The sequence below is a fragment of the Planctomycetota bacterium genome, assembly GCA_033763975.1.
Classification (GTDB): Bacteria; Planctomycetota; Phycisphaerae; order Phycisphaerales; family UBA1924; genus RI-211.
Genome location: JANRJM010000008.1, coordinates 15,825 through 30,388, shown reverse-complemented (window position 1 = coordinate 30,388; position 14,564 = coordinate 15,825). Strand labels below are relative to the sequence as shown.

At 70.6% G+C, this 14,564-nt stretch carries 14 protein-coding genes; 7 read left to right on the top strand and 7 right to left on the bottom strand.

From position 1 onward, the window contains the following. Positions 1-9: 9 nt before the first annotated feature. The 3 genes from SFY69_04820 to SFY69_04810 form a co-directional block, all read right to left on the bottom strand. Positions 10-1,035: an alpha/beta hydrolase gene (locus SFY69_04820; protein ID MDX2131357.1), complete on the bottom strand. Its 1,026-nt coding sequence runs from the start codon at positions 1,033-1,035 to the stop codon at positions 10-12. A 182-nt stretch (positions 1,036-1,217) separates the two neighbouring features. Then, positions 1,218-3,506: a protein kinase gene (locus SFY69_04815; GenBank protein ID MDX2131356.1), complete on the bottom strand. Its 2,289-nt coding sequence runs from the start codon at positions 3,504-3,506 to the stop codon at positions 1,218-1,220. Then, positions 3,503-4,135, bottom strand: a complete 633-nt coding sequence (locus SFY69_04810; protein MDX2131355.1) for a sigma-70 family RNA polymerase sigma factor — start codon at positions 4,133-4,135, stop codon at positions 3,503-3,505. Before SFY69_04810 ends, SFY69_04815 begins: the two co-directional genes overlap by 4 nt. A gap of 254 nt (positions 4,136-4,389) precedes the next feature. Between SFY69_04810 and SFY69_04805 the strand changes: the two genes are divergently transcribed. Further along, a complete protein-coding gene (locus tag SFY69_04805; GenBank protein ID MDX2131354.1) occupies positions 4,390-5,220 on the top strand; it encodes an alpha/beta hydrolase in 831 nt (276 codons plus the stop codon). A gap of 94 nt (positions 5,221-5,314) precedes the next feature. Then, positions 5,315-6,061 carry an NAD(P)H-binding protein gene (locus SFY69_04800; GenBank protein MDX2131353.1) on the top strand — a complete coding sequence of 249 codons (747 nt, stop codon included), beginning with the start codon at positions 5,315-5,317 and terminating at the stop codon, positions 6,059-6,061. A gap of 60 nt (positions 6,062-6,121) precedes the next feature. Here the strand turns inward: SFY69_04800 and SFY69_04795 are convergent, their stop codons facing one another. Further along, the gene (locus SFY69_04795) at positions 6,122-7,744 is read right to left on the bottom strand and encodes a cryptochrome/photolyase family protein (GenBank protein MDX2131352.1); all 1,623 of its coding nucleotides are present in this window, start codon (positions 7,742-7,744) and stop codon (positions 6,122-6,124) included. A 111-nt stretch (positions 7,745-7,855) separates the two neighbouring features. Here SFY69_04795 and SFY69_04790 point away from each other — a divergent pair, with 111 nt between their 5' ends. Genes SFY69_04790 through SFY69_04780 form a run of 3 tightly spaced genes read left to right on the top strand, consistent with a single transcriptional unit; the run spans position 7,856 to position 9,971 of the window. Continuing rightward, positions 7,856-8,815, top strand: coding sequence for a peroxiredoxin-like family protein (locus SFY69_04790; protein MDX2131351.1), 960 nt, complete (start codon positions 7,856-7,858; stop codon positions 8,813-8,815). Beyond that, positions 8,800-9,240: a hypothetical protein gene (locus SFY69_04785; GenBank protein ID MDX2131350.1), complete on the top strand. Its 441-nt coding sequence runs from the start codon at positions 8,800-8,802 to the stop codon at positions 9,238-9,240. The genes SFY69_04790 and SFY69_04785 overlap by 16 nt, the downstream gene beginning before the upstream one ends. 8 nt (positions 9,241-9,248) lie before the next feature. Next, positions 9,249-9,971: an SDR family oxidoreductase gene (locus tag SFY69_04780; protein MDX2131349.1), complete on the top strand. Its 723-nt coding sequence runs from the start codon at positions 9,249-9,251 to the stop codon at positions 9,969-9,971. A gap of 15 nt (positions 9,972-9,986) precedes the next feature. Here the strand turns inward: SFY69_04780 and SFY69_04775 are convergent, their stop codons facing one another. Then, positions 9,987-11,009 (bottom strand): alkaline phosphatase D family protein, encoded by a 1,023-nt coding sequence (locus SFY69_04775; GenBank protein ID MDX2131348.1) that lies wholly within the window; start codon positions 11,007-11,009, stop codon positions 9,987-9,989. A 181-nt stretch (positions 11,010-11,190) separates the two neighbouring features. Between SFY69_04775 and SFY69_04770 the strand changes: the two genes are divergently transcribed. Beyond that, on the top strand, positions 11,191-11,889 hold the full coding sequence (locus SFY69_04770) for a hypothetical protein (protein ID MDX2131347.1): 699 nt from the start codon (positions 11,191-11,193) through the stop codon (positions 11,887-11,889). A 268-nt stretch (positions 11,890-12,157) separates the two neighbouring features. Then, positions 12,158-12,523, top strand: coding sequence for an SPW repeat protein (locus SFY69_04765; GenBank protein ID MDX2131346.1), 366 nt, complete (start codon positions 12,158-12,160; stop codon positions 12,521-12,523). Between the two features lie 46 nt (positions 12,524-12,569). Here SFY69_04765 and SFY69_04760 read toward each other — a convergent pair whose 3' ends face one another. Then, complete coding sequence (locus SFY69_04760) at positions 12,570-13,796, bottom strand: mechanosensitive ion channel family protein (GenBank protein ID MDX2131345.1); 1,227 nt, start codon at positions 13,794-13,796, stop codon at positions 12,570-12,572. A gap of 243 nt (positions 13,797-14,039) precedes the next feature. Next, complete coding sequence (locus SFY69_04755) at positions 14,040-14,561, bottom strand: DUF892 family protein (protein ID MDX2131344.1); 522 nt, start codon at positions 14,559-14,561, stop codon at positions 14,040-14,042. Positions 14,562-14,564: the final 3 nt, after the last annotated feature.

The following is a 14,564-nucleotide window of genomic DNA, read 5'->3' as shown; positions in this document are numbered from 1 at the left end:
GAGGCGGGGCTAGCGGCGCGAGACGTGCCTGCCCAGGAAGTCATTCATGAGCGAGGCGATCTCCTCGCCGCTGGTCTCGAGCGCGAAGTGCCCGGCATCCAGGATGTGGTACTCGAGGGTCTTGAGGTCGCGCTTGTAGGGCTCGGCGCCGGCGGGGGGAAAGATCTTGTCGTTCTTGCCCCAGACGATGAGCATGGGCGGCTGGTGCGTGCGGAAGTACTGCTGCCACTTCGGGTAGAGCGGCGGGTTGCTGCCGTAGCTGAGGAACATGTCGAGCTGGATCTCGGCGTTGCCCGCGCGGTCGAGGAGGAACTGGTCGTGCGCGGGGCCGTCGGGGCTGACAAGCTCGGGCTCGGGCGCGCCTTCCGTGTACTGCCAGCGGGTCGCGTCGTAGGTGAGGAGCCCGCGCAGCGCGTTGCGCTTCTCGGTGCTGGTCGGGTCGGCCCAGTACGCCTTGACCGGCTTCCAGAAGTCGTTGTCGAGGCCCTCGTCGTAGGCGTTGCCGTTCTGCACGACGATGGCGGAGATCCGCTCGGGGTGGGCGGCCGCCAGGCGGTAGCCGACGGGCGCGCCATAGTCCTGCACGTAGATGGCGTACTTCTTGAGCCCGAGCTTCACGGTGAACTGATCCATGACGCTCGCGAGGTTGTCGAAGGTGTACGAGAACGTGTCGTGCGAGGGCATCGAGCTGTGCCCGTAGCCGGGGTAGTCGGGCGCGATCACGTGGAAGCGGTCCGCCAGCCTGGGGATCAGGTCGCGGAACATCTGCGAGCTCGTGGGAAAGCCGTGGAGCAGCAGGATCGTCGGCGCGTCGGCGCGGCCCGCTTCGCGGTAGAAGACGTCGACGTCGCCGATCCGCACGGTCTTGTGGAGCACGCGGGCGGCGTGGCCCGGCGCGGTCGGGGCGGCGTGTTCCGCGGGGGCAGGCAGCGTCGCGGCCGGGGCCGCAGCGCCCGAGAGCCCGGCGGCGGCGGCGAGGCCGATGGCGGCGATGCCCGCGGACAGGACGATGATCGTGCGAGCGGGGAAGGGCATGGGCGGTCTCCTTGGTGCGGTGTGCCGCGATGGACGCAGCGGGGGTGGTCGGACCATCCGTCGCTGGCCCCGGTGCATCCGCACACGAGTGCGGCGAGGGGCGAGCGTGCATCGGCCATACTCCTAAGCGTGGAGGACGGACACGCGATTGAGACAGCGAAGGTGGCTGGCGGTCAGCGCACCTACGGAGCGCGGGCCGGCGCGGGGGGAGCGAGCATCGCCGCGCAGCGTTCCAGCGCCCGCTCGAACGACGCGCGGCGCGGGTGGCCCTCGGGCAGCAGCGAGATGGCGCGTCGGAACGACTCGGCCGCTTCGGCCGGCTGGCCGATCTGGAGGAGCGCACTCCCGAGCACGCCGTGCCCCAGGGGGTCGGACGGGTTTAGGGAGGTCGCCTGCCGGGCGTGCGCGGCGCACTCGTCGTAGCGCTCTTCCTGCAGCAGCCAGATGGCGATGTTGAACTGCGCCACGTGGTTGTGCGCGTCGAGCGACAGGGCCCGCTGCATGCACTCGATGGCCTCGGGCACGCGGTTCTGCGTCGACAGCGCGTTCCCGAGGTTGACGTGCGCCGCGGCGGCCTGAGGCCGCAGCGCGACGGCCGCCCGGTAGAACGAGATCACGTCCGGGTCTGTCGGCGCGAGCGACTCGGCGAGGGCGAAGCACGCCCAGAAATCGGACGGGTGGGCCGCCTGGATGCGCCGGAGGAACGGCAAGCCTTCCTCCGACCGCTGCTCCATGAGCAGCCCGGCGACGATGAGCATGAGCGGCACGGGCTGGTCTTCGAGGCGGGCCTCCCGCGCGAGCGCCTCGAGTTGGTTCTGATCCTGCCACGTCATGACGGAGCGGGCGCGGTCGCGCCAGGCGGGATCCGGGTCGGCGGTCCGCGTCGCGATGAGCAGCCACTGGACCTCGCCCTTGTCGGCAGCGCAGATCGCCCAGTCGTCCATCGCGTCGATCAGCGCGACCCTGGCGTTCGAGGAGGCGACGCGTGCGGCGAAGGCTCCGGGATCGTCGCCCTCGACCAGCAGCCCCGCCTTGCGGAACTCGTCGCGGTAGGTGTTCCACCACTTGCGCCGGTCGAACGCGATCTCGCGCGACGAGGCCCGCTCGAGCCGCATCGCCGCGAGACGGTCGACGAAGTCGAGTTCTCGCGCGATCTCCGCGGCGCGGCGCGCCGACTCGTCCGAGCCGTAGCCCAAGCCGATGCGGGTCTTGGCGCGCTCGAGCATGTTCCGCGCGCCGCTCCAGTCGCCGGCGCGCTGCAGACGAACGATCTCGGTGAAGTCCGTCGCGACCGCCCGCTCGAAGGCGGCCCGCTGCGAGGCCGTCCAGAGCACCGCGCTGAAGATCATGGTGAGGCAGAGGATCGCGCCGAGCCAGGCGGCCGTGCGGGTCGGATGGCGGCGCACCCACTTGCGGAGCCTCTCGGCGGGCCCGATAGGCCGCGCGGCGATGGGCTCGCCCCGGAGAAACCGGCGCAGGTCGTCGGCCAGCGCCCCGGCGCTGGCGTAGCGGCGCGCGGGGTCCTTGCTGAGGCACGCCAGGCAGACGGTTTCCAGGTCGCGCGGCACGCGGGCGTTGAGCCTGGATGGCGGCGCGGGTTCCTGCTCGATCACCTGGCGCTGGGTCTCGAGCGGCGAGTCGGCGCGGAACGGCGGGCGCCCGGTGAGCAGGTCGTAGAGTATCGCGCCCAGGGCGTAGACATCGACGGCGGGTTCGTTGCGTCCCGGCGCGCCGAGGGCCTGTTCGGGCGCCATGTAGCTCGGCGTGCCGAAGCCGGCCTGGCCGAGCGTCGCCGACGGGTCACAGGCCATGAGGCGGGCGAGGCCGAAGTCGGCGATCTTCGGGCTGCCGTCCAGCGTGAACAGGATGTTGCCGGGTTTGAGGTCGCGGTGCACGACGCCACGCTCGTGCGCGACCTGGACGGCCGTCGCCAGCAGCGCGGTGAGTTCCGCCGCCTGGCGCGGCGGCTGCGGGGCCCCGCCCATCCGCTGGGCGAGCGAACCGCCCTCGAGGAACTCCATCGTGAAGTACGGGCGTGCGTCGATGGCGGCAACGTCGAAGACCTGCACGATGTTGGGGTGCTGGATCGCCGCGACGGCCGACGCTTCTCGCAGCAGCGCTTCGGTCTCGTGGGGCGCGTCGTGCATGCCGGGCAGGAGCATCTTGACGGCCACCACCCGGTGGAGCGCGGTGTGCAGCGCCCGGTAGACCACCCCCATGCCGCCGCGACCGACGAACTCGATCTGCTCGTACCCGGGCAGGCGCGGGGCGTCGGTGAGCGGCGAGGCGCGCTGTGCGCGCCCGCCGGAAGGGAACAGGGCGTCGAGGTCCTTGCTGATCGACTGCATCCGCTGCCAGCGGCCAGAGACGATCGGCAGGAGATCCGGGTGTTCGGCGCAGACCTGCTCGGCGGGCAGGCCAGAGTCCAGCATCGCCGCCAAGAGCGAGCGAACGCGTTCGTCGTCGTTCATACGGTGCGCCGTTCAACGGGCGAGCCCGGGCGCAGGTCGTCCAGCTCGTCGGCGAGCAGGAGGAGCGCCTGGTTGAGCCGGCGCTGCACCGTCTTGGTGGAGACGCCGGTCAACGCCGCGACCTCCGGGTGTGTCATGCCCTGGATCCGGATGAGTTCGAACACCTCACGCTCCTCGTCCGGCAGCGCGTCGATCGCGGCGAGCATCCGCAGCGCCTTGAAGGAGAGCACCGATCCGGAGGTCTCGGGCGCCGGGACGAGGTCCTCGCGGATCGGCAGCGCACGCGTCTGCTCATCCAAGCGTCGGGCCAGGTCATTCAGCTCCCATCGCAGGTGCTGGTTGACGATCGCGAAGAACTGGCGGACATTCCCCGGGCGGACGGTTTTCATCGCCTTGAGCAGGCGTTCCACCACCGCGCCGAGCAGTTCGTCGGGGCGCAGGTTGGTCGGTGGTCGGGTCAGCCGTTCGTAACTCTGAAAGAGCATGGCGCTGCACAGCACGTGCAGGCGCTCCACGGACCTCGCCATGAGGGCGCGGACGACGGCGTCGGGCGGGGGATCGTTCCCGGTGGTCGCTGCGAGTTGATCCAGGTACGCCTGGATGGCCGCCGTGGTGTGGGTCGCGTCCATCGTGGCGGATCGTACCGCGCAGGTGAATCTGGGTGCGCGGGGTGTCCATGCCCCACGCTTAGTAAGGCGGCCCCGATCTCGCTTACGACCACAAGGAGACCGCCATGTCCCAGTTCATCGATGCAAGCCCGCTCAGTCGCCGCAATGTGCTCGCCGTTGGTGCGGGCGTCGCCGCCACCGCGTTCGCCGCCTCCGCGCGGGCGGGCGCGGGGCGTGTCGAAGCAACCGAACCCTTGAAACAAGGAACCTCGCCCATGCAGCACGTCACGACTCAGGACGGCGTCCAGATCTATTTCAAGGACTGGGGGCCCAAGGGGGCGCAGCCGATCATGTTCCATCACGGCTGGCCCCTCAGCGCCGACGACTGGGACGCCCAGATGCTGTACTTCCTGCAGAAGGGCTACCGGGTGGTCGCTCATGACCGTCGCGGGCACGGCCGCTCGAGCCAGGTCAGCGACGGGCACGACATGGACCACTACGCCGCCGACGCCGCGGCGGTCGTCGAGCACCTCGACCTGCGCAACGCCGTGCACGTCGGGCACTCCACCGGCGGCGGGCAGGCGACCCGCTACGTCGCCCGTCACGGCGCCGGGCGCGTTGCCAAGCTCGTCCTCATCGGGGCGGTCCCGCCGATCATGGTGAAGACCCCCGCCTACCCCGGCGGCCTGCCTCTCGAGGTCTTCGACGGGCTGCGTCAGCAGCTCGCCGCGAACCGATCCCAGTTCTATCTCGACATCGCGAGCGGGCCGTTCTACGGATTCAACCGCCCGGGCGCCGCGCCGTCCGAGGCGATCATCCAGAACTGGTGGCGCCAGGGCATGATGGGCGGCGCGAAGGCCCACTACGACGGCATCAAGGCGTTCAGCGAGACCGATTTCACCAGCGACCTGAAGTCCATCGATGTGCCGACCCTTGTCATGCACGGCGACGACGACCAGATCGTGCCCATCGCGGCGTCCGCGATGCTGTCGTCGAAGCTCCTCAAGCGCGGCACACTCAAGGTCTACGAGAAGCTCCCGCACGGGATGTGCACGACGCACGCGGACGTCGTCAACCCGGACCTGCTCGCGTTCATCACGGGCTGATCCGGGCAGCGCGTGGCTCAGACGGATCGTGGTTGTCGCTCGATGCCGGGCCGCCGCGCGTGTTCGACGCCGCGACGCTCGCCGGAGGTGTGTGATGAACGTTGTGATTGTCGGGGGCAGCGGGCTCATCGGAACCAAGCTGACCCGGCGACTGCGCGAGCGGGGCTGCGCGGTCACGCCCGTGTCGCCCTCGACAGGCGTCGACACCGTGACGGGCACGGGCGTTGCCGAGGCGGTGCGCGGGGCGGAGTGCATCGTGGACGTCACAAACTCGCCGTCCTTCGCCGACGACGCGGTCATGGCGTTCTTCCGCGCATCGACCGGCAATCTGATCAGGGCGGCGGCCGCCGCGGGCGTTCGGCATTACGTCGCGCTCTCGATCGTCGGCGCGGACGACCTGCCCGACAGCGGATACATGCGTGCGAAGGTGGTGCAGGAGAACCTTGTCCGCGCGGGCGGCGTGCCGTTCACGATCGTCCGATCGACGCAGTTCTTCGAGTTCCTCGCGGCGGTGGCGGACGCGGCGACTCGCAACGGGGAGATCCGCGTGCCGGCCATCCAGATGCAGCCGATCGCGGCGGACGACGTCGCCGCCCAGCTGGCGGAGGTCGTTGTCGGACGTCCGCAGAACGGCGTGGTCGAGATCGCCGGGCCCGAAGCCCTGCCGATGGCCGTGCTGATCGAGCGACGCCTCGCCGCGAAGGCGGACCCGCGGCGCGTCGTGGTCGATGAACAGGCCGGGTACTTCGGCGCTCACGCGCAGGTCCGCACGCTCGTCCCCCGCGGCGTCGCGCGGGTCGGGACCGTGGACCTCGCCCGATGGCTGCGCACGGCGGAGTAGCCGCCGCCGATCGGTGCACGAATCGCGTGCGGAGCGTCCTTGCCGCGCACCGGGTGCAGGCTACTTCCAGAGCCGCCGACGGAGCAGATCGGCGTCGATCGTGATCTGCGTGCGGACCTGCGGGGTCATGCGGTCCACGTTCTTGAGCATCATCGCCATGCGCTGGTTCTTCGCCAGCCGCTCGCGCGTCCGGATCAGGAAGTCCCAGTAGAAAAGGGTGAACGGACACGCCGACGGACCGCTCCGTGCCTCGGGGTCGTAAGGGCACGAGGCGCAGTAGTTGCTCATGCGATCGATGTACCGACCTCCCGCGGCGTACGGCTTGGTGCCGACGAGCCCCGTCACGCCCGGGCCGGCGTCCGCACGCCGATCGGCGTGCATCACCATGCCCAGCGCGTTGGGCAGGGTGACCCAGTCGACCCCGTCGACGAACATTCCCAGGTACCAGTCGCTGACGGCCCGCGGGTGCACCCCGCTGATGAGCGCGAAGTTGCCGGTGACCATGAGGCGCTGGATGTGGTGCCCGTAGCCGGTGTCGAGCACCTGGCCGATGCAGGCCTTCATGCACGCCATGTCGGTGTCGCCGGTCCAGTAGAACGCGGGGAGGCGCTGGTGCTGGTCGAGCGCGTTGCGTTGGGCGTACGCGGGGCCCTCGAGCCAGTAGACGCCCCGGATGAACTCGCGCCAGCCGATGATCTGGCGTACGAACGCCTCGACGGACTGCAACGGCGCGAGTCCGGCGTGATAGGCCGCGACGGCGCGGTCGCAGCACTCGCGCGGGTGCAGCAGCTTGAGGTTGAGCGAGCACGACAGGGTCGAGTGGTAAAGGGTGGGCTCGCTCGCCCACATCGCGTCCTCGAACGGGCCGAACAGGGCGAGGCGGTGCGTGATGAAGTCGTCGAGGGCTTCGAGCGCCTGCGCGCGCGTGACGGGCCAGGCGAAGGACTCGACCGAGCCGGGCAGGTCGGGGAGCACCCGCGCGATGCACTTGAAGACGGCGCGCGTCGTCTCGTCGGGCGTGAAGCGGCGCGGCGGAGGCGGGCGCGGGGAGGGGCCCCGCGGGCCGAACGGCAGACGGTTCTCGGAATCGAAGTTCCACACGCCACCCGCGGGCGTGGCGCCCGCGCCGGATCCCTCCATCAGGTAACCCGTCTTGCGCCGTTGCACGCGGTAGAAGAACTCCATGGTGAGCGAGGCGCGACCGGCCGCCCACGAGGCGAACTCCTCGGGCGTCGTCAGGAAGTGCTCGTCGGGCAGCACGCGCAGCGGGATCGCGGCGCCGTCGCACACGCGTTGGAGCATCGACAGCACACGCCACTCGCCGGGGTGCGTGCACGCGATCTCGGACGGCCGGAGGACGTCGATGGCCCGGGCGATCTCCCCTTCTAATGTGCCGGTGTTCTCCGGGTCGTCCAGCGCGACGTACCGCACACGGATCCCCCGGTGCCCAGCCTCCGCCGCGAAATGGCGCATCGCCGACAGGAACAGCGCGGTCCGCGCCGCATGGCTGGGGACATGGCGCGACTCGCCCGCCACCTCCATCATCAGCAGCGTGTCGCGGGGTTCGAGCGACCGCAGCAGCGGGGCATCCAGATCGAGCTGGTCGCCGAAGACAATGACGAGCCGGCCCGTGGTCGTCGGGCGCCCCGGTCGGCGTGCGGATGTGGCCGAGTCGCGGGCCATGGGCGTGCATGGTACGAAGGAGTGAGACTACGCATTCATTCACCGCAGGGCCGCGTCGTGTCGATCTTCTTCGGTGCCGGCCCGCGATTGTGCCGGTCGTGAGGACCTCCCGTGCCCGCTGACTCCCTGCGAACGACAACGACCCCGCGCTGGATGCGTGGGTGGCTGATCGGTGCGGGCGCGTACAACATCGTCTGGGGAAGCGCCATGGCGCTCGCCCCCGTGTGGACGCTCGGGCTGCTGGGCGCCGCGCCCCAAAGCCGCGAGTTGTGGCCCCAGTTGTGGGCGTGCATCGGCATGATCGTCGGCGTCTACGGGCTCGGCTACCTGCTCGCGGCGAGAGACCCCGCGCGCCACTGGCCCATCGTGCTCGTCGGGCTGATCGGCAAGATCCTCGGCCCCATCGGCTTCGTCGACGCGGCGGCGCGAGGCCTGCTCCCCTGGTCCATGGGCGTCACCATCCTCACCAACGACCTGCTGTGGTGGATTCCCTTCGCCATGATTCTCTGGCACGCGGCGCGAGTGGCCCAGCCGGCGCCGCCCGAGGGAGCCGTTCCCCTGGACGCCGCGCTGGACGCGCTGCGTGATGAACAGGGCCGCACGCTGCGTGCCCACACCAACGATCGTCCGACGCTCGTGGTGCTCCTGCGTCACTCGGGGTGCACGTTCTGCAAGCAGACGCTCGCGGACCTGGCGCGCTGGCACGCCGACATCGAGAAGGCCGGCATCGGCCTCGCGGTCGTCGGCATGGCCCCATCCTCGGACGACCTGCGCGCGGTCGGGCTGCGTCACGGGTTGACCTCGGCGGCCTGGTTCGCCGACCCGGACCGGTTGCTGTACCGCGCCCTGGAACTCGGGCGCGGGTCGTTCCTGCAACTCTTCGGCCCGCGCGTCTGGCTGGCCGGCGTGCTGGCCGCCCTCCGCGGGCACGGCGTGGGCCGCCTCGAGGGCGACGGCTTCCAGATGCCCGGGGCGTTCGTGATCCATCGCGGGCAGGTCGTGCGGTCGTACCGGCACGCGACGGCGGGCGACCGCCCCGACCTCAAGGAGTTCGCGTGCCCGGTGGGCTGACGACACTGGTCCCGGCCGTGCACGCCGGCGCGACGTGGTTCATGGTGGGGCTGATCTGGTTCGTCCAGATCGTGCACTACCCGCTGCTCGGGCACATCCCCGCCGACGCGGTTCCCGAGTACGCCAGGGCCCACCAGCGGCGCACGACGTTGGTGGTCGGCCCGCTGATGTTGATCGAGGCCGGTTCGGCGCTATTGCTGCTCTGGGCGGCGGGCGGCGCGGACGATCGCGAGCTGCTCTCGTGGATCGGGCTGGTCCACCTCGCGGTGATCTGGGCCTCGACCTTCGCGGTGCAGGTGCCGCTGCACGCGCGGCTCGCGTCCGGCTTTGACCCGCGCGCGTGGCGCCGGCTCGTGTTCACCAACTGGGTACGCACGATCGCGTGGACGTCCCGGGGCGTCATCGCCCTCGGGCTGATGGAGTAAGCACGGCTATGGCACAACGAACATGCCTCGTCATCGGCGCGGCGGGCGGCATCGGGCGCGAACTCGTGGGCATGCTGCACCGCGACGGCTGGTCGATCGTGCTCGCCGGCAGAACTCCTTCGGCGCTCGAGGAGACCGCCGCGACGTGCGACGGGCAGGTCGCGTGCGTGGACGCGCGAGACTTCGACGCGGTGGACGCCGTCTTCCAGGCGCACCCGGGGATCTCCGGCGCCGTGAACCTGGCGGGGTCGATCCTGCTCAAGCCCGCGCACTTGACGTCGGCGCAGGAGTTCGACGAGACCGTGGGCCTCAACCTGCGCACGGCGTTCGCGCTCGCGCGAGCCGCGGGCAGGCACATGAAGGGCGCGGGCGGGAGCGTGGTCCTGCTGTCGTCGTGCGCCGCGGGCATCGGGCTGGCGAACCACGAGGCCATCGCCGCGTCGAAGGCGGGCGTCGAGGGTCTGGTGCGAGCGGCGGCGGCGACGTACGCCGGGGCGGGCGTCCGCTTCAACGCCGTAGCGCCCGGGCTCGTCGCGACGCCCATGGCCCGGCGGATCACCGACAACGAGGGGGCCCTGAAGGCGTCGGTCGCGATGCACCCGCTGGGGCGCATCGGCCGCCCGGCCGACGTTGCGCGCGTCATCGCGTTCCTGCTGCACCCGCAGAGCGACTGGATCACCGGGCAGGTCGTCGGGGTAGACGCCGGGCTGTCCCGCCTCAAGACGAGATAGCCCGGAGAGCGCCCGCTACTGCGGCGGGCGCAGTTCGTCGAGGTTGACGCGGTACGTCAGTTCGAGCGCGTTGGTCTCGGCGTCGAAGCACCGGAACAGCAGGTGGGGCTTGTCGGCGTAATCGCCCGACGTCGCCTCCCACTGGATGTCGATGTGCGCGTACGAGTGCAGCGAGTTCGCCACCGGCGAGACCCGCGCGGAGTTGAACACCCACGGCTCTTCCTGGTTGATGCCGGCGAACATCAGTTCGATCGCGTCGTAGCCGAGCGCCCCGCGGATGCGGCTCACTTCGCCGTAGTGCTGGTCGCCCGCGATGAAGACCACGCCGTTCGCCTTCGTCTCGCGGATGAGCCGGAACAGGCGATCGCGCGCGCCCGGGAACTTGGCCCAGGTCTCGAACTTCGTGTCCCGGTCGAGCAGCACCTGGTAGCCCGAGACGACGAGGCGCAGGTCCGCGGGCTTCTTGAGTTCCTCCGCCAGCCACGCCCACTGGGGCTCGCCCAGCGTGTCGGCCGTGTCGCCCGGATCATCGCGGTTGAAGCGTCCGTCGAGCATGATGACCTGCAGGCGTGAGCCGGGCGCCCCGAAGATGTCGGCGTGAAAGACCCCCGGCCGGTCCGCGGGGATGCGGTCCTCGTGCCGCCAGAACTTGCGGAAGATCGCGTGGCTTTGTCGCTTCAGCGCGTAGTTCTTCCCGTCGTCGTTCATGCCGTAGTCGTGGTCGTCCCACGTCGCCATGAAGATCGACCGCTCGCGCAGGGCCGCGAAGCCCGGCTTGCTCTCGAGCACCGCGTAGCAGCGTTCGATGTGCGTGGGATCGTCCTTGGTGTCGGCGTACACGTTGTCGCCGACCCACAGCACCACGTCCGGCTTCGCCTCGACGTACCGCTCCAGCGCCGGCGCGGGGCGGGGCTGCTGGTGGCAGCCGATGATCGCCACGCGACGGACGGTCGCGGCCGATTCCGCGGCCTGCGGAGTGCCCGTCGGCGACATCATCCCGACCGCGAGCGCACACGCGGCCACAAGGCTCCAGTTCACGACCATCTCGAAACCCCCCGGTGTCCGGCGCGATCGTGGGAGTCGTCCGGCGCGGGCGGATGGTACTCGCACGCGTGCGGACCCGTCGAGTGAGGCGGGCGAGTGTCAATGTCCTGTGAACCCGCTTGCCTTGTCTCCCCTGTTCTGGTATTCTCCTCGGGCAACTTCGGGGACATAGACGATGCGCGTGCACACTATCACGGCGGCGGCACTCGGCTGGACGGTCGCTTCGGCCGCCCTGGCCGGCCCGATCGTGTTCTACGGCGGCGATTTCGACCGGCGCAACGCCGTCGGCAACTACACGGTGTCGAACAACTCCGGAACCGTGACCGCCGATCAGCGCGTCTTCGACGACTTCGCCATGCCCACGTCCACGAGCGTCGAGGCGCTCTTCGGCAACTTCCTGTCGAACCGCACGCCCACCGGCTACGCCTTCGAGATCCGCTCGGGCGTCAGCAGCGGGAACGGCGGCACGATCGTGGCGTCGGGCACCGCCACCACCGGCTTCACCTGGGTCGCCACAGGGCGTTCCGCGTTCGGCCTGACCGAGTACACGCTCCGCGCCGACGTGGCGAACTTCTTCCTCGCCGCCGGCACGTACCACCTGAACATCCGCCCGCTCATCACGACGAATCAGTCGTTCGAGGTCTATCTGTCGTCGACGAGCGGGACCAACGGCGTGGGATCGCCCCTCAACAACGTCAACGCATTTGTGAAGGGCGGACCCACCAACCTCAACTTCACCCCCATCCAGAACACCGGTCTCGGGTTCCTCGACTTCTCGCAGGGCGTTGAAGTCGTGCCGCTGCCCGGCGCCGCCGCCATGGCGGGCGCGTGCCTGGGTCTGCTCGCGGTCCGCCGTCGCCGCCGAGCCTCCTGAAGCACGCTGTCTAGACGTACAGCGCAGGCCGAACTGCTCCTTGCGGGGTATCCGTGCGCCCGCGGTGCACCCAGCCCGTGCACGCCGAATCGCGGCCGGTGTTCTGCGAACCCGCCTCCCGTGCCGGTGTGCGGGACTGACCGCTAATCCCCGCGAGGAAGGCGTCGTGAGCGGTCGCTTACCGCCCGCGCGCCGCTGCGTTCACGCGCGCCGTGCACGCTTGCGGTGGCCGCGCCCGCCGCATGGGCCTGCCAGAAAGAGGTCACGCATGATCCCGACCCGTGTGCACGGCGTTCTCGACTACATCGTGGGGCTTGCGCTCATCGCGGCCCCGTGGTTGTTCGGCTTCGCGTACAACGGCCCGGGCACCTGGGTGCCCGTGGTGCTGGGCATCAGCATCATCGTCTACAGCCTGATGACGGCGTACGAGCTGGGCCTCGCGCCGATCATCAAGATGGTGCCGCACCTGTGGCTCGACGGCATCGGCGGCGCGTTCCTCGCGGCGTCGCCCTGGCTGCTCGGCTACGCCGACATCGTGTGGATCCCTCACGTCCTCGTCGGCGTCGTCGAAGTCACCGTTGCGGTCGCGACGCGCACGCAGCCCCGCTACGTCCGGGCCGTCGCACGCCCCTGATGGCCCGCGCGCGGTCGCGCCCGCCCGGTGCACCCGGCCCGCCCGCCTACGCCGGCGGGCCGCCCGCGTGGGGCGAGAGCAGGTCGGTCGAGTCGTGGAGCGGCTTGGCCTGGCGCGCCTGCTCGCCCAGCACCGCCGCCTCGCTCGTGAGCCCGCCCTCGGCCCGCGTCGACGCGGTATCCGCGCTCGTGGCGCGCGAGCGCCCGGCGGCAGGCCCGGACGGCGCGAGGTCGTCCGCGTCTGTCGTGCGGCGATCGTCGTGCAGCACGACCGGCACGCCGTGCGGGAACACCACCTCGCGCGCCTCGTCGGGCATCGAGATGCCCTGCTCCTGAAACGCCCGCTTGACGAGACGGATGACCGACGAGCGCACCTTCAGCCAACTGTGCTCGTGCCCGTTGAGCCAGAAGTACACGCGGATGTTGACGGTCGCGGCGCCCAGGTTGTCGGCGAGCACCCAGGGCTCCGGATCATCGAGCACCGCGGGATGGTCGTTCAGCACGCGCAGCGCGACCTCCTGCGCGCGGTCGATGGGATCGTCGTAGCCGATGCCCACGACGAAGCTCTCGCGCCGGTTGCGGTTCGCCGTGAAGTTGCTGAGCGTGCTCTTGTAGACCACGGAGTTGGGAAGCTGCACGAAGTTGCCGTCCAGCGTCATCACCATCGTGGTGCGGACGTTGAGCTGCTGGACGTAGCCCGTGACGCCGGCCACCTCGATGAGATCGCCGGTCTCGAACGGGCGGTGCACGCTGAGCAGGATGCTGGCGAAGTAGTTCTCGACGATGTCGCGGAACGCGATGCCGAGCGCCAGGCCCACCAGGCCCGTGCCGCCCACGACCGTCAACGCCAACTGCGTGAGCCCCGACACCCGAAGCACGACGTACACGCCCGCGAGCAGGATCAGCACGCCCACGGCGCGGGCGATGAGGTCTCGCAGCAGCGGGGCGCGGATGCGCGGATGCAGCAGGCGCCGGACCCCGCGCGTTCCGGCCCACGCGCCCGCCGCCGCGACGCCGACGATGAGCAGCGCGAAGCCCAGCGTGGGGAGCGCACGCAGCACGTCGCGGCGGAGCTGACGCAGGCCCTCCATCGCGTCCGGGCTCGCCACGTCCATGCGGTTCACAACCCCCAGCACGCCCGGACGCGAGCGTGCGACCTCGCTCGCCCACGCGCGGGCTTCTTCGGTCTGGGCTTCCCCGTCGAGGAACACGATGGCGTTCTCAACGCGCACCGATGCATCGCTGAACCAGCGTGAGGCCCGCAGCGCCGTCAGGATGCGCTGCGATTCCGCCTCCGCGGGCGGCGCGGCGGCGTCATCCCCGCGCGTGCCGCGCTGCGCGGGGGGCGCGTCCTGCGCGGGCGTCGGCTGAGCCTGCGCGAGCAGGAGGATTCCCGCCCCGCCGAGCAGCAGGCCCAGCGCGTCGGGCAGGCGACGTCGATCCGGAGTTGGCCCTGGGCTCTCGGCGATGCGCCCTCCGCCTCTCGTGCGCCCCCGGCGCGCGCCGTCCGCCGGGCGCTACCGCACGCCTCCACCGTTGCCCGCGGCGGCCCCGGATCGGAGCTGCTGCTGCAGCCCGGACGACGCCTCGTGCAGCGACTGCAGTGCGCGTTCTTCTTCGCCGAGCGTCGCCTTGAAGAGCTCGGCCGCTTCGGTCGAGCCCGCCATGTGCGCGAGCATGAGCATCGACTCGTACATCGACAGTTCGTAGTGCTCCACCGCGCTGCACGTTCCGATGATGGCCAGCGAGACCAGCGTGTCGTCGCCCGCGTACCCGAGGTTCAGTTCGCCGTCGGACAGCAGGCCTTCCATCGCCATCGACCGGCGCCCCTGGCACGGAACCCCCAGCAGCGTGGCCGCCTGCTCGAGGCGGATCGCCTGGGCCCGCGTCTCGTCGAGGTGCTGAGCCAGGGCGCGCCGGAGCGACTCATCCGGCGCCCGGGCCGCGACGCGCGGCATGGCGAGCACGAGCAGGCCCTCGGCGTTGTACATGATCTGGATCGCCTCGCCGAGCAGGCGGAGCGGTGAATCAAGGTGCATCGT